Source organism: Clostridium phoceensis (assembly GCF_001244495.1).
Taxonomy (GTDB): domain Bacteria; phylum Bacillota; class Clostridia; order Oscillospirales; family Oscillospiraceae; genus Lawsonibacter; species Lawsonibacter asaccharolyticus.
Genome location: NZ_LN866274.1, coordinates 86,340 through 103,132, shown reverse-complemented (window position 1 = coordinate 103,132; position 16,793 = coordinate 86,340). Strand labels below are relative to the sequence as shown.

The 16,793-nt window shown below is 61.1% G+C and carries 17 protein-coding genes; 3 read left to right on the top strand and 14 right to left on the bottom strand.

What is annotated here, in order from left to right; genetic code table 11:
* Positions 1 to 3: 3 nt before the first annotated feature.
* From BN1969_RS01300 to BN1969_RS01280, 5 genes are read right to left on the bottom strand one after another with little or no spacing between them, the layout of a single operon-like run.
* Entirely contained in the window at positions 4 to 186 is a 183-nt protein-coding gene (locus tag BN1969_RS01300) for a hypothetical protein (protein WP_050622639.1), read from the bottom strand.
* Complete coding sequence (locus BN1969_RS01295) at positions 179 to 439, bottom strand: hypothetical protein (RefSeq protein ID WP_050622638.1); 261 nt, start codon at positions 437 to 439, stop codon at positions 179 to 181. Before BN1969_RS01295 ends, BN1969_RS01300 begins: the two co-directional genes overlap by 8 nt.
* Positions 432 to 650, bottom strand: a complete 219-nt coding sequence (locus BN1969_RS01290) for a hypothetical protein (RefSeq protein ID WP_050622637.1) — start codon at positions 648 to 650, stop codon at positions 432 to 434. The genes BN1969_RS01295 and BN1969_RS01290 overlap by 8 nt, the downstream gene beginning before the upstream one ends.
* Positions 647 to 1,138 carry a hypothetical protein gene (locus BN1969_RS01285; protein ID WP_050622636.1) on the bottom strand — a complete coding sequence of 164 codons (492 nt, stop codon included), beginning with the start codon at positions 1,136 to 1,138 and terminating at the stop codon, positions 647 to 649. The genes BN1969_RS01290 and BN1969_RS01285 overlap by 4 nt, the downstream gene beginning before the upstream one ends.
* A 31-nt stretch (positions 1,139 to 1,169) precedes the next feature.
* Positions 1,170 to 1,424, bottom strand: a complete 255-nt coding sequence (locus tag BN1969_RS01280) for a helix-turn-helix domain-containing protein (RefSeq protein ID WP_050622635.1) — start codon at positions 1,422 to 1,424, stop codon at positions 1,170 to 1,172.
* Positions 1,425 to 1,658: 234 nt separating this feature from the next.
* Between BN1969_RS01280 and BN1969_RS01275 the strand changes: the two genes are divergently transcribed.
* On the top strand, positions 1,659 to 3,020 hold the full coding sequence (locus BN1969_RS01275; protein ID WP_050625349.1) for an MATE family efflux transporter: 1,362 nt from the start codon (positions 1,659 to 1,661) through the stop codon (positions 3,018 to 3,020).
* Between the two features lie 99 nt (positions 3,021 to 3,119).
* Here BN1969_RS01275 and BN1969_RS01270 read toward each other — a convergent pair whose 3' ends face one another.
* From BN1969_RS01270 to BN1969_RS01245, 6 genes are all read right to left on the bottom strand, one after another.
* The gene (locus BN1969_RS01270) at positions 3,120 to 5,201 is read right to left on the bottom strand and encodes a sodium-translocating pyrophosphatase (RefSeq protein WP_050625348.1); all 2,082 of its coding nucleotides are present in this window, start codon (positions 5,199 to 5,201) and stop codon (positions 3,120 to 3,122) included.
* Positions 5,202 to 5,373: 172 nt separating this feature from the next.
* Complete coding sequence (locus tag BN1969_RS01265; RefSeq protein ID WP_050622634.1) at positions 5,374 to 6,810, bottom strand: TrkH family potassium uptake protein; 1,437 nt, start codon at positions 6,808 to 6,810, stop codon at positions 5,374 to 5,376.
* Positions 6,807 to 8,204 (bottom strand): Trk system potassium transporter TrkA, encoded by a 1,398-nt coding sequence (gene trkA, locus BN1969_RS01260; protein ID WP_050622633.1) that lies wholly within the window; start codon positions 8,202 to 8,204, stop codon positions 6,807 to 6,809. Before trkA ends, BN1969_RS01265 begins: the two co-directional genes overlap by 4 nt.
* A 132-nt stretch (positions 8,205 to 8,336) precedes the next feature.
* Positions 8,337 to 9,056, bottom strand: coding sequence for a hypothetical protein (locus BN1969_RS01255; protein ID WP_050622632.1), 720 nt, complete (start codon positions 9,054 to 9,056; stop codon positions 8,337 to 8,339).
* Between the two features lie 325 nt (positions 9,057 to 9,381).
* Positions 9,382 to 9,864: a hypothetical protein gene (locus BN1969_RS01250; protein WP_050622631.1), complete on the bottom strand. Its 483-nt coding sequence runs from the start codon at positions 9,862 to 9,864 to the stop codon at positions 9,382 to 9,384.
* Entirely contained in the window at positions 9,857 to 10,300 is a 444-nt protein-coding gene (locus BN1969_RS01245; RefSeq protein ID WP_050622630.1) for a hypothetical protein, read from the bottom strand. The genes BN1969_RS01250 and BN1969_RS01245 overlap by 8 nt, the downstream gene beginning before the upstream one ends.
* A gap of 192 nt (positions 10,301 to 10,492) precedes the next feature.
* Here BN1969_RS01245 and BN1969_RS01240 point away from each other — a divergent pair, with 192 nt between their 5' ends.
* Positions 10,493 to 10,702 (top strand): hypothetical protein, encoded by a 210-nt coding sequence (locus BN1969_RS01240; RefSeq protein ID WP_133248257.1) that lies wholly within the window; start codon positions 10,493 to 10,495, stop codon positions 10,700 to 10,702.
* Positions 10,703 to 10,892: 190 nt separating this feature from the next.
* Here the strand turns inward: BN1969_RS01240 and BN1969_RS01235 are convergent, their stop codons facing one another.
* Positions 10,893 to 11,516 (bottom strand): cytidylate kinase-like family protein, encoded by a 624-nt coding sequence (locus tag BN1969_RS01235; protein WP_050622628.1) that lies wholly within the window; start codon positions 11,514 to 11,516, stop codon positions 10,893 to 10,895.
* On the bottom strand, positions 11,513 to 12,892 hold the full coding sequence (locus BN1969_RS01230) for an MATE family efflux transporter (RefSeq protein ID WP_050622627.1): 1,380 nt from the start codon (positions 12,890 to 12,892) through the stop codon (positions 11,513 to 11,515). Before BN1969_RS01230 ends, BN1969_RS01235 begins: the two co-directional genes overlap by 4 nt.
* Before the next feature lie 671 nt (positions 12,893 to 13,563).
* On the opposite strand from BN1969_RS01230, the gene adhE reads away from it, so the two are divergent.
* Positions 13,564 to 16,164 (top strand): bifunctional acetaldehyde-CoA/alcohol dehydrogenase, encoded by a 2,601-nt coding sequence (gene adhE / locus BN1969_RS01225; protein ID WP_050622626.1) that lies wholly within the window; start codon positions 13,564 to 13,566, stop codon positions 16,162 to 16,164.
* 124 nt (positions 16,165 to 16,288) lie between these two features.
* Here adhE and BN1969_RS18165 read toward each other — a convergent pair.
* On the bottom strand, positions 16,289 to 16,793 hold a 505-nt coding region (locus BN1969_RS18165; protein ID WP_187120321.1), incomplete at its 5' end, for an MATE family efflux transporter.

Genomic DNA, 16,793 nt, shown 5'->3' with positions numbered 1-16,793 from the left:
CTTTCATTTTTCCTTTCTCCGTAGCTCAGCCCGGAGAGCTTTTTCTTTCGTTTTGACCTCGCGGCGGCCCTCAATGATTTTCAGAGTTTCCCGGATTTCCGCCGCCGTGGCTCTTTTTAGGTTCGTCTTGAAATTCATGTCGCTTGCCGGAGTCCCTACAAGCCACTTTATAACCTCGTTATTCATGCGTTTTTACCTTTCCGCCGATGGTGACGAGGAGGATCGGGGCCGGAGTGTCCGGCCAGTCGTCCATGTCAACGGCGATCCGTTCGACGATATTATTTCCGCACACCTCGACACACCGCGTTCTTTCGAGCTCCTCGACCGTGCCTCCGGCCACCGCCTCGGAAATATCGGCTCCGAGGTGGTGGATCACAAAGAGGCGTTCTTTCGGGAGGAGTAGGGCCATGAGGCCGGATAGAGTGAGGGCCTTACTCATGCTCTACCTCCGCCGCCTTGTGGAGGGCGGCTATTTCCTTGCGCTGACGGAGAATAATAGCCTCGGCCCGCGAGAGGAGGCCAGCGAGGCGGACGCCCGTCGTTTTCTTATTTATGAGTTCTTCTATCGACTCGCAAGTACGCTTTATGGTGAGATCGTCGATAGGCTGTTTCTTGATCGTATCGGCCCATAGTTCCGCCGCCGTTTTCATACGTCCGCCTCCTCGATAGAAATACTCGTGAGATCGGCGATCTTTTCCGCCGCCTTGTCGAGCTCCGCCGAGAGACGTTCCCGCTCCTTGCGCCAATATTCGAGACGGTTTTTGAGGTCGGCCTTGAGGAGATAGGCCCGGGTTTCCTCAATCGTCAAGCCCTGCAAATCCTCGCGGAACTGTACTCGGATCGACTTAACCACGCCGTGGCCGCCGAATTTATACCGCTTATCTCTTTTGATCTCCACATTCACCGAGGCGACGGGCTCATAACCTACGCGCAAATCGCCGGGGCCGTCGATCTCGGCGACGATTTTCCAGGTAGCGGCCCGGAAAATTTCAATGCCGCGGGACTCGAGTTCCGACTCGATTTCGTGCATATACCAGCGGTGATAAACTGGGGTAGACGCTTCTTTCCCGGTATATTTCTCTCCGTCAAACTTTTCGAGGCGTCCGTTTAATGCGTCCTGCAATTCTTTGTTCGTCATGGTATGGTAATCTCCTTTCGGGTGGTCGGCCTTATAGGGCTGCCTGTCGTTTGCCGCGGGACTTCTGGAAATTCCGCTCGGCGGTGATCTGCGCGACCTTTGCGCTATACACGCGGAAACCGTACTTGTCTACGGCCCCGGTGTAACCGTTCCTCAATTCGCGGTAGATCGTCGCGGGGTGGACGCCGATTTTCTCGGCTATTATGGCCACCGGGGCCCGGTCATTGTGGAGCCGCTCAATAGTCGCCCGATCTTCCGGCCCGAGGTATCGGAGTTTTTGGCCCATTTCTCCGGCCTCCTTTCGTGTAAAATAAAAAAGTGAAGTGCGTCCGAGGCCTTGCGACCTCTTTCGCACTTCACTATACAATCAACACCGCAGCAAAACAGAGAATGGAAATCTTGACAAGCGGGGGATGCATCTATATAATAAATATGTTTCGCATTTGGACGAAAACACTCGAATCGGATCATAAAGGAGGCAGTCGGGTTGAGTACAGAAAACCAGGCGCAGGAAAACAAAATGGGGGTCATGCCGGAAAACCGGCTGCTGCTGACCATGGCGATCCCCATTGTCATATCCATGCTGGTCCAGGCGCTTTACAATGTGGTGGACAGCGTCTTTGTGGCACAGCTGAGCGAGGACGCGCTGAACGCCGTGTCGCTGGCCTTTCCGGTGCAGAATCTGATGATCGCCGTGGCGGTGGGCACCGGTGTGGGCATCAACGCCCTGCTGTCCAAGAGCCTGGGCGAGGGCAACCAGGCCAAGGCGGACCGCACCGCGATGAATGGACTGTTCCTCAGTGCCCTCAGCTTTCTGGTGTTTGCAGTCATCGGCCTGACCTGTTCCCGCCTGTACTTCACCATCCAGACGGACATCCAGCGGATCGTGGACTACGGCGAGAGCTACATGATGATCTGCTGTGTGTGCTCTTTCGGCGTGTTCTTCCAGATCACACTGGAGCGGACCCTCCAGGCCACCGGCCGTACACTCTATACCATGTTCACCCAGGCCACCGGCGCCATCATCAACATCATCCTGGACCCCATCATGATCTTCGGCCTGTTCGGCTTCCCCAGGATGGAGGTGGCCGGAGCGGCGCTGGCTACTGTTACCGGACAGATCGTGGCGGCGATCCTGGGCCTGTTCTTCAATTTAAAGAAGAATCCGGACCTCCATCTGTCGGTGCGGGGCTTCCGGCCCAGCCGCACCATCATCGGAGGTATTTACAGCGTGGGCATTCCCTCCATCGTCATGCAGTCCATCGGCTCGGTGATGGTCTTTGGGATGAACCAGATCCTGATCGCCTTCACCCAGACGGCCACCGCCGTCTTTGGTGTGTACTTCAAGCTCCAGTCCTTCATCTTCATGCCCGTCTTTGGATTGAACAACGGGATGGTGCCTATCGTGGCCTATAACTACGGCGCGCGGAAGCCCGCCCGGATCATGAAGACCATCAGGCTCAGCGTCTGCTACGCAGTGGGCATAATGCTGGTGGGGCTGCTCATCTTCCAGTTTGCCTCCCCCGCGCTGCTGCGGCTCTTCCAGTCCGGGGAGAGTGCCTCCGGCGATCTGCTGCGCATCGGAGTGCCGGCACTGCGTATCATTTCTTACAGCTTTTTGTTTGCAGGCTACTGTATCGTGGCCACTGCCGTATTCCAGGCACTGGGGCACGGCGTGCTCAGTCTGGTGGTCTCTGTTGTCCGGCAGCTTTTCGTACTGCTTCCAGTGGCTTTCCTGCTCTCCAGGGTCGGCGTGCTGGACTGGGTCTGGTGGGCCTTCCCCATCGCGGAGCTGGTGGCGGTAGTCCTGTGTACGGTGTTCCTGAGACATGTGTATCATAAGGAGATCGCCCCTCCAGCAGGAGAACGGGAGGCCGCCTGAGCAGGGGGGAGTCCAGAGGATCAGCCCCGCTTTTTTCTGAAAATAAAAACAGTCCGTAATTCTTCTAAGAAGAATTACGGACTGTTTTTGCGTTGAAGTTTAGCCCAGCAGATGGAAGGCCACGATGAGACCGGAGAAAACGATGGACACGGTGGAACACAGCTTGATGAGGATGTTCAGGGAGGGGCCGGAGGTGTCCTTGAAGGGATCGCCCACGGTGTCTCCCACCACGGCGGCCTTGTGGCACTCGGAGCCCTTGCCCCCGTGATGGCCGGATTCGATGTACTTCTTGGCGTTGTCCCAGGCACCGCCGGCGTTGGACATGAACACGGCCATGGCAAAGCCGGTGACGGAGACGCCGCCCAGCAGGCCCGCCACACCGACGGGGCCCAGGATCAGGCCGGTGAGGATGGGGACGATGATGGCCAGCAGGGCGGGCTTCACCATCTCCCGCAGGGCGCCCTTGGTGCACAGGGCCACGCAGGAGGCGTAGTCGGGGTCTGCCTTGTACTCCATGATGCCGGCGATCTCCCGGAACTGGCGGCGGACCTCCAGCACGATGGACTGGGCGGCGGTCTGCACCGCGCTCATGGTGTAGGCGGAGAAGACGAAGGTGAGCATGGCGCCGATGAACAGCCCCACCAGCATCAAGGGATTGGTGAGGGACAGGTCCAGGGTCTCCGGGGTCTTCTCCTGGACGATGCTCACATAGGACACCAGCAGGGCCAGGGCGGTGAGGGAGGCGGAGCCGATGGCGAAGCCCTTGCCGGTGGCTGCGGTGGTGTTGCCCAAGGAGTCCAGAGCGTCGGTGCGCTCCCGAACGGCCTCAGGCAGGCCGGACATCTCGGCGATGCCTCCGGCGTTGTCAGCCACGGGACCGTAGGCATCGGTGGCCAGGGTGATGCCCAGAGTGGAGAGCATTCCCACTGCGGCGATGCCGATGCCGTACAGGCCCAGGTTGAAGGACTGGCTGCCGCCGGCGGCGTAGAAGCTGACGATGACGGCCGCGGCCACGATGAGGATGGAGGCCATGGTGGACTTCAACCCCAGGGAGATGCCGCCGATGATGATGGTGGCGGAGCCGGTCTTAGAGGCGTCGGCCAGCTGCTGGGTGGGCTTGTAGGTGTCAGAGGTGTAATACTCGGTGAAATAGCCGATGGCGCAGCCGCCCACCAGCCCGCAGAGGATGGCGATATAGACGCCCCAGTTCCCCAGCATGAGATAGGTCAGGGGGGCGGCGGCCACGGCGGAGAGGGCCGCAGCCAGATAAGTTCCGGTGCGGAGGGAGGTGAGCAGGGACTTCTGGGTGGCATCCTCCTTGGTCTTGACGAAGAAAGAGCCGATGATGGAGCAGACGATGCCGCAGACGGCCAGCATCATGGGCAGGATCATGCCCGCCCAGCCGTACCCGGCGATGGCGCCCAGGGAGAAGGTGGCCAGGATAGAGCCCACATAGGACTCGTACAGGTCGGCACCCATGCCGGCCACATCGCCCACGTTGTCGCCCACGTTGTCCGCGATGGTGGCGGGGTTGCGGGGGTCATCCTCCGGAATGCCAGCCTCCACCTTGCCCACCAGATCGGCGCCCACGTCGGCCGCCTTGGTGTAGATGCCCCCGCCCACCCGGGCGAACAGGGCCATGAAGGAGGCGCCCATGCCGTTCATCACCATGATGTTCCCCAGGGTGAGGGGGTCGTCGATGCCGGCCACGAAGCGGAGGATGACGAACCAGATGGAGATGTCCAGCATGCCCAGACCCACCACAGTGAAACCCATGACAGAGCCGGAGGAGAAGGCCACCCGCAAGCCCTTGTTCAGACTCTCGCTGGCGGCCTGAGCGGTGCGGGCGTTGGAGCTGGTGGCGATTTTCATGCCCACGAAGCCGGCCAGCATGGACCAGATACCTCCGGTGAGAAAGGCGAAGGGGGTGAACTGGGAGAGCATCTCTCCCCCGGTGGCAAAGGCCATCACCAGCAGGACGAGGAAGACCACCAGAAAGACCTTCGCCACAGTGGTGTACTGGTGCTTCAGATAGGCGTTGGCCCCCTCCCGAATGGAGGCGGCGATCTTGACCATTTTGTCACTGCCTTCGGAGAAGGTCATGACCCTGCGGCTTTGGAGCCAGGCAAACGCAATGGCAATGGCCGCGCCCACGAAACCGATCCAGAACAGATTGTCCATCATTCAACACACTCCTTCGCGCTTGGAAAAAGGGCCCCCGCCAGAGCGGAGGCCCTTCCATGCAACCGCTGTTATGGTCATATTGTACCATACTAGACGGGCTTTGCAATAGAAAATTTATCGTTAAGTAAAAAACAAACCGCAGGAATGGAGAAAAAACGCAGAGATCTGCCTAGACCCGGCGCCAGGTGCTGCGGCTGAACATGACTAAAATTGGGAAGATCTCCAGGCGGCCGATGATCATGCACAGGGAGAGGACCAGCTTGCTCAAGGGGGAGAAAGCGGAGAAATTGCCGGCCGGTCCCACCGCGCCCAGTCCCGGGCCTGTGTTGCTGATGCAGGTGATGACGGAGGTAAGGGTCTCGGTAAAGGGAAAATCGTTCAGGGCGACCACCAGGGAGGCACCCAGGGTGATCATGGCATAACAGGAGATAAAAAGGAGCACGGAGGCGAGCGTGGACTCGTCCACCGGCTTGCCGTCCAGCTTCACGATCTCCACAGAGCGGGGGTGGATGATGCGGTGGACCTCCCGGCGGATGGCCCGGCCAGCCAGCAGGATGCGGGAGCATTTGATGCCGCCGCCGGTGGAACCGGCACAGGCGCCGCACAGCATCAGCAGGATAAAGATAATTTGAGAGAACTGAGGCCACAGGCAGAAGTCTGCCGTGGCGAAGCCGGTGGTGGAGATGATGGAGGAGACCTGAAAAAAGGCATAGCGCAGGCACTGGAGAGGCCCCTGGTACAGGTGCCGGATGTTGAAGGCGATGACGGCGGTGGACAGGCCCACCACCACCAGGAAAAAGCGCAGCTCATCGCTCTGAAGCACTTCCCGGAAGCGGCGGCACAGCAACAGGAAGTACATGGCGAAATTGATGGAGAACAGCAGGGCGAAGACGGCGATGATCATCTCCAGCACGGGGTCGCCATAGGCGCCTACACTGGCATTGCGGTTGGAGAAGCCGCCGGTGCCCGCCGTGGAGAAGGCGTGGATAAACGAGTCGTACAGAGGCATGCCGGCCAGCTTCAGCAGGGCGACCTCGGCCAGTGTCATGGCGCAGTAGATCCCGTAGAGGATCTTGGAGGTCTGGGACTGCTTGGGGACCAGCTTGGAAAAGACCGGGCCCGGGGTTTCCGCTTGGGTGAGGTAGTGAGAACGGATGCCCAGGGAGGGGAGCAGAGCGGTGAGCAGCACCAGCACGCCCATGCCGCCCATCCAGTGGGTGAATGCCCTCCAGAACAGGATGCCACGGGGCTGGGCCTCGATGTCGGTGAGGATGGTGGCACCGGTGGTAGTGAAGCCGGACACCGACTCAAACAGGCAGTCCACAAAGGAGGGGAAGGTGCCGGAGAAGTAGAAGGGGAGCGCCCCCATCACGCCGGTGACCAGCCAGATCAGGCCCACGGCAAAGAAGCCCTCCCGGGCGTAGAAATGCCGGGTGGCGGGTACAGCGGACAGGGCCAGTCCCAGAATGGCCATCAGCAGGATGGTCAACAGGAAGGGGGCGGGGTCCTCCTGGTACAGCAGGGCGACCGCCAGCGGCAGGAGCATGAAGAATGCCTCGACCAGCAGGACGCGGCCCACCAGCCGGGATACCAATTTCAGATTCATGACATGCCCCCCGGGGCAGAGAAGGTGTGCTCGCCCTCGTCATAGATGTCGTTGAGATCCTGAAGACGCCTGTCTCGGGAGATGAGGATGACAGAGTCTCCCTCTTGGATGGACGTGGAGCCTTCCGGGATAATGATCTCGCCTCCCCGGGCCACCACGGCCACCAGAATACCGGGCTTCAGGGACAGGTCCCGCAGGGGCGTGCCCAGATGGCGGGTGGAGGCGGTGACGGTAAACTCCATGGCCTCGGCGGCCCCATCCGCGATGCGGTACAGAGCGTTCATCACGCTGCCCTGGGAGTTCTGCATCCCCCGGACCACCTGGAGAATGTGGGAGGTGGCCAGCTGCTTGGGAGAGATGATGCTGTCCAGACCAACGGCCTGGGCGATACGGTTGTAGTTCTGCCGGTTGGATTTGGTGATGACTTTGGAAAGGCCCAGCTGGGCGGCGTACAGGGAGATGATGAGGTTGTCTTCATCCCGGTCGGTAAGAGCCACGAAGGCATCACAGGAGGAGAGGTTCTCTGAGTCCAGAAGCTCCTGATCGGTGCCGTCGCCGCAGATGATGGTGGAATGGGGGAGCAGTTCACTGAGAAAACGGCAGCGGGCCTCGCTGAGTTCTACGATCTTGACCTGCATCTGCATCTTCTCCAGCAGGATGGCCAGATACAGAGAGATCTTGCCGCCGCCCACGAGAAAGACCCGCCGCACCTTGGGGGTGTAGCGGCCCAGAAGGCGGAAGAACTGATCCAGGCCGGTGGGACGGCCGATGAGGTAGAGATTATCCCCTGCCTGGGGGACAAAGGAGCCGTTGGGGATGATGACCTCGCCGTCCCGGTCTACGGCGCAGAACAGGAGGGAGAGCTTTTTGACCTGGCTGGACAGGTCCTGGAGTGGATTGCCCACCAGAAAGTCTTCCTCCATCAGGCGGAAGCCCATCAGCTCCACCCGGCCCCGACAGAAGGTCTCGATATTGGCGGCGGAGGGGAAGCGCAGCAGCCGGGAGATCTCCACAGCGGTGGCATTCTCCGGATTGATGACCATGTCGATGCCCAGGTCCCGCTTCAGCTCCGCCAGGCCAGAGGTGTACTCCTGGTTCCGGATCCGGGCGATGGTGTAGCTGGTGCCCATTTTTTTGGCCGTGAGGCAGCAGACCATGTTGACCTCATCGGTGCTGGTGGCAGCGATCAACAGATCGGCGTGCTCTGCCCCAGCTTCTCGAAGGACGGCGGCAGAGACACCATTTCCCTTGACGGACATCACATCCAGCGTGTCAGAGGCACGGCGCAGGGCGGCCTCATGGGTGTCCACGATGGTGATGCTGTGGTCCTCACTGGCGAGCTGGTCGGCCAGGCTGAAGCCCATTTTTCCATTGCCAACGATGATGATATCCAAAACGCAGCACATCCTGGAAAAGATTTACGGCAAAAAGCAAAAGAATATGAGGCCCCGCCGTATCCGGGCCCAAGCAAAGAAAAATGCGCCCTCGACCGAACCGGAGCTGGAGAGGGCGCGTTTTAAAAGGGACTAGATCGTCCACTGACTGTGGATGATGCCTACCAGCTGCCAGCAGGAGTCGGAAGGGGAGAAGACCAGCTTCAGGGAACACCAGTCCAGCCCGGCGTTGGCGGGATCCAGGCCGGGAAAATGAAACTCAACGAAACGGCAGCCGGGGTATGCCTCGGTCAAATTTTCCAAAGCGTTGCCGCTCTGCAGAATACGGTCCACTCCGATCTCAGGGGCCTGGGTGTAGTCGGTATTGAACACATAGGTGGAGAAATATTCGGCTGGAGTCAGCTCGATCAGGCTGCCCAAGCCGTCGGACACGCCCCAGGTGTACACCGTCTGATCAGTGGAGAACTGCCGGACCTGAGCGGCAGTGAAGCGGAGGTCGCTGTCCCGGTCAACAGTGGAATAGGGCGTAAAGGTAACGCCCTCCTCCGGGTGGACGAAAGCGGCCAGAGTATCATAATCCCGCTCCTGAATGGCGCGGACCACTGCACAGGCAGAGCTGAGCAGAGGAAAGTTGTCGCTGGAATTGAACGCTGGCAAGGTATTTGCAGAGCTGCTGCCGGAAGCGGAGGCAGACCCTGCGGAGACAATAATGGAGTTGACCACAGACGGGGTCATGGCCGTCTCCCGCTCTTTCCAGGGAAGGTACTGGGCGGGGCACAGGGTGCCCACAAAAAATCCGAGGAAGAGGGCTAAGAAGCCAGTTATAATGGCAACGCGTTTGATAAAACTCATCTCCTTGCGGCAGAATGAAAAGCATATGGGATCCCCTCTATCCCCGCTCGAGTATCTTTCAGACGGGGAAGAATAGGATAAACTGCAAATTCAAAATAGATTCTGGGAAGCTATTGTAGTACAAAATTGATAAGACGTCAAGCATGGCCTGTCTGAAAGCCGCGCTTTCCGAAAAAACGCAAAGAAAAAATGGAAAAATAAAAATAAAAAAGAATAAAATGGAAGATAAAATTCACGATTTAAAATAAAAACGACTGGGCGCCGTCCTACGACGGCGCCCAGTCGATCGATAAGGTACGAGAGAAAATAGGATCGGAACAGCCTGTCAGGAGAAGGAGCTCCCTTGGACGGAGCCTAGATCCTCCCAGCTTGCCGGCAGTTCGCCAGGACTGTACGCGTTCCTATCCTGACGGGAACGCCAGACGCGTCCGCCGAACACACAGCATTCTCCCGTCTGCCACAGTCCCCGACTGCCCTGAGGCGGGAGGTAGTCCTTGGCCCGGGCGGGGTCCGTGGTGTGGCAGATGTCCCACAGGGAGAAAGCCAAGTCCGGGCTCCAGCCCGGCTGACCGGTGGCGTCGTGCTGCTGCCAGAGGCGGTAGACCTGTCCGTTCCACCGGTAGGGCTTGCCCACCGGAGTCTCTTCCGTGAGATAGGAGCGGGGGCGCCAGGTGGGGATGGCCTGCTCCTCCGCGATCAGGGCGGTGCCGTCGGCCTCGCCGGACACAGACCGCCCTGCCAGGGCCAGGGCGTCTGCCCCGCCCCGGTGTTCCAGCTCCTCCAGGGCCAGGGTCACGATGTCAGCCACAGAGCTCCACCCCCTTCTGATAGGCATCCTCCAGCTCTGAGCGCAGCTGGGCGGCGCTGCCTGCCTGCTCAAGCGCCGCGATCATCGACTCCTGCTCTTGGAGGAGCGCCTGCTTCTCCTGAAGAGTATCCTCCAGCTCCCCCAACTGGGCCTGGAAGCCGGCCACATCCTCCAGATACTGCTCCGCTGTCTGGAGAAGCACCGTGTAGCTGCGGGTAGCGTGGGCGTACCGGATGTCCCGGACCTGGAAGCCATACCCTGCGGGCAGCGGGCTTTCCCCCACAACGGCGGGGCGGGACCAGTCGATCTGCTCGATACGGGCCAGCTCCGCCATCTCCCGCTCAAAGACGGCCAGATAGGTCCCGTTGGCGCTTCCCCGCAGGATCAGCCCGCAGGGAACGCCGTCCACCTGGATCTTGTTTGGATACAAGCTCATTGTGTTCTCTCCTCTCTGAACTGTTGTGCCGCCATGCGGCCGGGGATATCCCCCTAAGTGTGGCGGGACGGCCCTCTCAGTTGCCCGGTGCCGTACACCTTGCCCCAGGATCTCCTGGCGGGCCCCGGGAGGCACACCCGCCCGACTCCGGCATATAATGGGGGTGCATCCACTTGATGTGAGGTGATCCTTTTGACAACGATGCAAGCCACCGTCCTCCAGGTGGGGAACGGTCAGCTCCTGGTCCAAGACCAGAGCACATCCCAGCAGGTCCTTGTGAATACGTCCATCGCGGGCTGTTTTGCCGTAGGCAATCAGGTGTTCATCACCTATAACGGTGTGATGACCGCCAGTATCCCGCCCCAGATCAGCGCGATGAGCATCTGCCTGATCCGCAGCTGACGCGGTGATGGGAAAAGCGCCCCGGACGCCTGAAAAGGCGTCCGGGGCGCTCAGCTTGTGGAAAAAGACTCGCGTAGTTCGCGCCCGCAGGCGCGAATCAAGTTCTGACCTGTTTTCCCCGGCGGCATGTGCGTCAGGGGAAACACTTGCAGCCTGAGACTTTTTCGACAGTCTCTTTTTCGGCCGCGGGTCAGGGGGTCCCCTGCTGGGAGAACCAGGAGCGGGCATACTCCGCCACCAGGGGGGCCAGCGTCTTCAGGGACAGGCCGGTGGTGTTCACGCACAGGTGATACCCCTCCCGGCTCCCCCAGGGCAGGTCGGAGAGCATGGCGTGGTGCCGGGCCCGGTGCTGGTCCACCTGCCGGAGCTTCCGCTCCAGCTCTCGGAGAGTGAAACGCTCGTCGTCGGAGCTGCGCTCCCGGCACCGCCGGAGCCTGGACTCCAAATCGGCGTAGACGAACAGCTTCAGGGGGCGGTGCTCCGCCAGGATCAGGTCCGCGTTGCGGCCCACAATGATGCAGTCCCCGTGGGCGGCCAGGGCCCGGAGGACGCGGCGCTGCTCCTGAAGCAGCTGCCGGGAGTCATGGGGCATGGAGGGGAGATAGGCAAAGGTGCGGCCGATGGTCAGTGGGACGCCGCGAAAGTGGCCCTGCTCCAGCACATCCTCCACATAGCCCTCGTCCAGTGCATTCCTCCGGGCAACGGCGGAGATGATCTCGCGGTCGTAGTAGGGCCAGCCCAGGCAGTCGGACAGCCGCTTGCCCAGCTCCCGGCCGCCGCTGCCGAACTCCCGGCTGACGGTAATGATCTTCATGGATCGGCACTTCCTTTCAAAGAGGCATGGCTCTGTCCAGCGGAGCGGCGCTCCAGAAAGAGGAACATGGACAGACAGAGCAGGATCTGGACCACAGAGGAGGCAGGAGTGCTCAGACCGATCTGGAAGAGGGTGGCCCCCGCCATGCGGCTCATGAGATAGGCTACAGGGATGCGGACGAAGAAGGCACCTATGATACCCTGGATCATGACGAACAGGGTCTTTTCACAGCCATTGTAGTAGCCGGTGAAGCAGAAGAGAAAGGGAGTGAGCATGCAGTCGATGGCATAGGCCTTCAGATAGCTGTGGGAGGCCGCCACGACCTCCGGGTCGGGGGAGAAGATGGCGGAGAGAAGGTCACCGTGGAAGAAGGTGAGCAGGGCCATCACCAGGCCGGCCGCCACAGAGGTGAGGATGCCATACTTCAGGGCCTTTTTCGCCCGGATCGGGTTGCCCGCCCCCATGTTCTGGGCCACAAAGGAGGACATGGACTGCATATAGGCGGAGGGGACCAGCATAATGAAGACGCACACCTTTTCCGCCACCCCCACGCCGGCGGAGGCCGCCACGCCGAAGGAGTTGACGATGGCCTGGATGAGCAGGAAGGAGGTCCCCACCAGCAGCTCCTGGAGGGCCACCGGCGTGCCCAGCCGCAGCTCAGCGCCGATAATGTCCCGGTGGAAGCGCAGGTGGCGCCGGGAGAAAGCGAAGGGCAGAGACCGGCGGCGCAGGCGGATCAGGAACAGGGAGACAAGCACGCTGACGGTCTGGGCGGCCACGGTGGCCAGGGCGGCCCCGGCGGCCCCCATGTGGAACCCGGCCACCAGGAGCAGGTCCCCGAAGATATTGATGACGCAGGCGATGGCAACGGTGAGCAGAGGGGTCCTGGAGTCGCCGATCCCCCGGAAAATGGAGCCCAGGACGTTGTAGGCCACAATAAAGAGGGAGCCGGCCCCGCAGATGCGGATGTACAGCACCGTCTGATGGAACGCGTGCTCAGGCGCGTGCATGAGCCGGGCCAGTACCTCGGCTCCACCCACCAGGACGGCAGTGAGCAGGACGGCGAAGCAGGCGAACAGGCAGATGCCGCCGCCGATGGCGCGGCCCGCATCCTCCGGCTCCCGCCGGCCGATCCGCTCCCCCACCAGGATGGTGATCCCCATGGACAGGCCGGTGACAACCATGGTGACAGTCTGGAGCAGCATGCTGCCGGTGGCTACGCCGGAGACGTCCGCCGTCTGGGCAAACTGGCCCACCACCAGCAGGTCCACGCCGCCGTAGAGCGCCTGCAGGAACAGTGTGAAGAGAACCGGAACGGCAAAACGGATCAGAGAGCTGAAGATGTTCCCCTCCGTCAAGCTGCGCGGTCGTCCCATTTTATCATTCCTCCTGAGTATTTTGTCGCGGCCCGGAGAAAGGCTGTGCCCCGGCAGTCCGGGTGGTCCGCGCCATAACAAAAGCCGGATAAGTTCAGCAGACATCTCAGTCTGCCGCCTTATCCGGCTCATCATTTCCAGCGAATGACTTGCCCTCCGAGCGAGCGGCATTTATTTTATAACAGGTTCCGAGGAAATGTCAAGGGCGAAAATGATGCAGTTTCCGGCCCCGGGCCAAGCGCCCCGGATCGAGGGAGCGCCCGGCGGCCTTCCGGGGGCCTGTGCAGGGGCGCATATCATGCGCTTATTATACTGGGGGGCGGCTCACTGGGGAGACCGGCCTCTGCATGGTGCGTAGCCTTCCGTTCACCGTGCGGCGGGGGCCACGTCCGTTCTGCTGACCTGACTGGATGGAAGGGGGCACCTGCGGCGGCACGGTACACCAGAGGTTTTTCAGATCTTTCCGGAAATAAGAAGACATGCGGAAACAGGTCACCAGAGCGGAGTTCTCCATTTTGGGCGATTTTCACAAAAAAAGAGAAAAGATATCATGGAAATCTCCTCTTTACAAATGACAAAATGTTTGTTAAAATATTGACAATAGAATCGTTAAAAAATTAACGATTCTGAGGGGCGGGCCACCGCTCCATTTGGAAAGGAGATACAGCGATATGGCAAAGAAAGCCCAGTATTCTGTGGTAGACAGCAAAGAGAGCTTCGAGGCACTGTTGACCCGGGTCCGTCAGGCCCAGCAGGAGTTTGCCCGCTATTCCCAGGAACGGGTGGACGCCATTTTCAAGGCCGCTGCCATGGCGGCCAACCAGGCCCGCATCCCTCTGGCCAAGGAGGCCGTGGCGGAGACCGGCATGGGGGTCGTAGAGGACAAGGTCATCAAGAACCACTACGCCTCAGAATATATCTATAATACCTATAAGAACGTGAAGACCTGCGGCGTGGTGGAGGAGGACCCCGCCTTTGGCGTGAAGAAGCTCCTGGAGCCTGTGGGGGTGATCGGTGCGGTGATCCCTACCACCAACCCCACCTCCACCGCCATCTTTAAGGTGCTGCTGGCCCTGAAGACCCGCAACGGCATCATCATCAGCCCCCACCCCCGGGCCAAGGGATGCACTGTCTCCGCCGCCAGGCTGGTGCTGGAGGCGGCGGTGGCCGCCGGCGCGCCGGAGGGCATCGTGGGATGGATCGACGTGCCCAGCCTGGAGCTCACCGGCCTGCTGATGGCGGAGGTGGACCTGATCCTGGCCACCGGCGGACCAGGCATGGTGAAGGCGGCCTATTCTTCCGGCAAGCCCGCCGTGGGCGTGGGCGCTGGCAACGTCCCCGCCATCATCGACAGCTCCTCCGATGTGGCCCTGGCGGTCAGCTCGGTGATCCACTCCAAGACCTTTGACAACGGCATGGTGTGCGCCTCGGAGCAGAGCGTCATCGTCCTGGACCCCATCTACGACCAGGTGAAGGCGGAGTTTGCCGCCCGGGGCTGCTACTTCCTGAAAGGAGAGGAGACGGACAGGGTCCGAAAGACCATCCTCATCGACGGCTCCCTGAACAATCAGATCGTGGGCCAGAGCGCCCACCGCATCGGCGAACTGGCCGGCATTCAGACGCCTGAGACCGCCAAGATCCTCATCGGCGAGGTGGACAGCGTGGAGCCCTCTGAGGAGTTCGCTCACGAGAAGCTCTCCCCCGTGCTGGCCATGTACCGGGCCAAGGACTTTGACGACGCGCTGGACAAGGCCGACCGCCTGGTGGCCGACGGTGGCTACGGCCACACTGCCTCCATCTACCTCAATGCGGTGACTCAGCGGGAGAAGCTGGACCGCTTCGCCCAGCGGATGAAGACCTGCCGCATCCTGGTGAACACCCCCTCCTCCCAGGGAGGCATCGGCGACCTGTACAACTTCAAGCTGGCCCCATCCCTGACTCTGGGCTGCGGCTCCTGGGGCGGCAACTCCGTGTCGGAGAACGTGGGCGTCAAGCATCTGCTGAATATCAAGACCGTGGCGGAGAGGAGAGAGAACATGCTCTGGTTCCGGGCACCTCAGAAGGTGTATTTCAAGAAGGGCTGCCTGCCCGTGGCCCTGCGGGAGGTGATGGACAAGAAGAGGGCGTTCATTGTCACCGACCAGTTCCTGTACGCAAACGGTTATGCTAAGCCGGTCACCGACCAGCTGGACCAGATGGGCATCGCCTATGACGTGTTCTATGACGTGGCTCCCGACCCCACCCTGGCCTGTGCCAAGACGGGCGCGGAGCGGATGCGGGCCTTCGGACCTGACTGCATCATCGCCATCGGCGGCGGCTCTGCCATGGACGCGGGCAAGATCATGTGGGTGATGTACGAGCACCCCGAGGCCGATTTCATGGACATGGCCATGCGATTCATGGACATCCGCAAGCGGGTGTACACTTTCCCCAAGATGGGGGAGAAGGCCGCCTTCATCGCCGTCCCCACCTCCGCCGGCACCGGCTCTGAGGTGACCCCCTTTGCCGTCATCACCGACGAGCGCTCCGGGGTGAAGTACCCCCTGGCGGACTATGAGCTGATGCCCACCATGGCCATCGTGGACGCGGACATGATGATGAACGCCCCCAAGGGGCTCACCGCCGCTTCGGGCATCGACGCTGTCACCCACGCCCTGGAGGCCTACGCCTCTATGATGGCCACCGACTACACCGACGGCATCGCCCTGCGGGCCCTCCAGATGATCTTCACTTACCTGCCCCGGGCCTATGACAACGGCCCCAGCGACCCGGAGGCCCGGGAGAAGATGGCCAATGCCGCCACGATGGCGGGCATGGCCTTCGCCAATGCCTTTTTGGGAGTGTGCCACTCCATGGCCCACAAGCTGGGTGCCTTCCACCACCTGCCCCACGGAGTGGCCAACGCCCTGATGATCTGCCACGTGCTCCGGTTCAACGCCGCTCAGGTCCCGGCCAAGATGGGCACCTTCCCCCAGTATGACCACCCCCACACCCTGGAGCGCTATGCCCAGGTGGCGGACGCCCTGGGCATCCGGGGCGGGAACGACCAGGAGAAGCTGGATAACCTGTGTGCCGCCATCGAGGAGCTGAAGGCGCGGGTGGGCATCAAGGCCACCATCCGGGACTACGGCGTGGACGAGACGTATTTCCTGGACCACCTGGATGAGATGGTGGAGCAGGCATTCGACGACCAGTGTACCGGCGCCAACCCCCGCTACCCCCTGATGAGTGAGATCAAGGAGATGTACCTGAAGGCCTATTACGGAGAATAAGAAGACAGAAAGGCCGCCCGGCTCACGCCGGGCGGCCTTTCTGTCCAAAAAGCGGAGAAGCCACGTTCCTGAAAAAGGCACAGTCCAGGAGGCCGCTTCCCCCTTTGGTACTGTGCCGGAGGGATCAGCGGTTCCGGGTGCGCCAATACATGAGGGAGTGGAAGCTCACCACCAGCACCCAGCCAAGGCCGGTGGCCAGGGCCACGCCGGACAGGCCCATGGGGCGTATCAGGGCGTAGGAGAGGATGACCCGGGCGGAGATCTGGATGATAGTGCCGTAGACGGGGACGGTCACCTGTCCCCGGCCCCGGAAGTAGCCCACGAAGGTGTTTCCCAGGAAGCAGAGGATGTAAAAGCACCCCACCATCCGCAGGTAAGCCACACCATTGGTCTGGGTGAAGGAGGAGGTCTCCCCCGCCAGCAGGGCGATGGCGGCGGGGGCGGCAGCGTACAGCAGCACAGACATCACTGCGCCCAGGGCCAGCATCATGAGAAAGCTGGTACGGAACCCCTCCCGCACCCGCCGCTCCTCCCCGGCTCCGGTATTCTGGGCGGTGAAGACAGAGACGGCCTGGGCCCCGCTGTCCCCGAAGGAGTTGGCGAAGCCCTCGATGCGGGTAGTGGCGGTG

Excerpts from the sequence above, each read along its gene's own strand:
- BN1969_RS01300 (WP_050622639.1), bottom strand. The coding sequence starts at position 186 with ATGAATAACGAGGTTATAAAGTGGCTTGTAGGGACTCCGGCAAGCGAC.
- BN1969_RS01295 (WP_050622638.1), bottom strand. The coding sequence starts at position 439 with ATGAGTAAGGCCCTCACTCTATCCGGCCTCATGGCCCTACTCCTCCCG.
- BN1969_RS01290 (WP_050622637.1), bottom strand. The coding sequence starts at position 650 with ATGAAAACGGCGGCGGAACTATGGGCCGATACGATCAAGAAACAGCCT.
- BN1969_RS01285 (WP_050622636.1), bottom strand. The coding sequence starts at position 1,138 with ATGACGAACAAAGAATTGCAGGACGCATTAAACGGACGCCTCGAAAAG.
- BN1969_RS01280 (WP_050622635.1), bottom strand. The coding sequence starts at position 1,424 with ATGGGCCAAAAACTCCGATACCTCGGGCCGGAAGATCGGGCGACTATT.
- BN1969_RS01275 (WP_050625349.1), top strand. The coding sequence starts at position 1,659 with ATGGGGGTCATGCCGGAAAACCGGCTGCTGCTGACCATGGCGATCCCC.
- BN1969_RS01270 (WP_050625348.1), bottom strand. The coding sequence starts at position 5,201 with ATGGACAATCTGTTCTGGATCGGTTTCGTGGGCGCGGCCATTGCCATT.
- BN1969_RS01265 (WP_050622634.1), bottom strand. The coding sequence starts at position 6,810 with ATGAATCTGAAATTGGTATCCCGGCTGGTGGGCCGCGTCCTGCTGGTC.
- BN1969_RS01255 (WP_050622632.1), bottom strand. The coding sequence starts at position 9,056 with ATGAGTTTTATCAAACGCGTTGCCATTATAACTGGCTTCTTAGCCCTC.
- BN1969_RS01245 (WP_050622630.1), bottom strand. The coding sequence starts at position 10,300 with ATGAGCTTGTATCCAAACAAGATCCAGGTGGACGGCGTTCCCTGCGGG.
- BN1969_RS01235 (WP_050622628.1), bottom strand. The coding sequence starts at position 11,516 with ATGAAGATCATTACCGTCAGCCGGGAGTTCGGCAGCGGCGGCCGGGAG.
- BN1969_RS01230 (WP_050622627.1), bottom strand. The coding sequence starts at position 12,892 with ATGGGACGACCGCGCAGCTTGACGGAGGGGAACATCTTCAGCTCTCTG.
- adhE (WP_050622626.1), top strand. The coding sequence starts at position 13,564 with ATGGCAAAGAAAGCCCAGTATTCTGTGGTAGACAGCAAAGAGAGCTTC.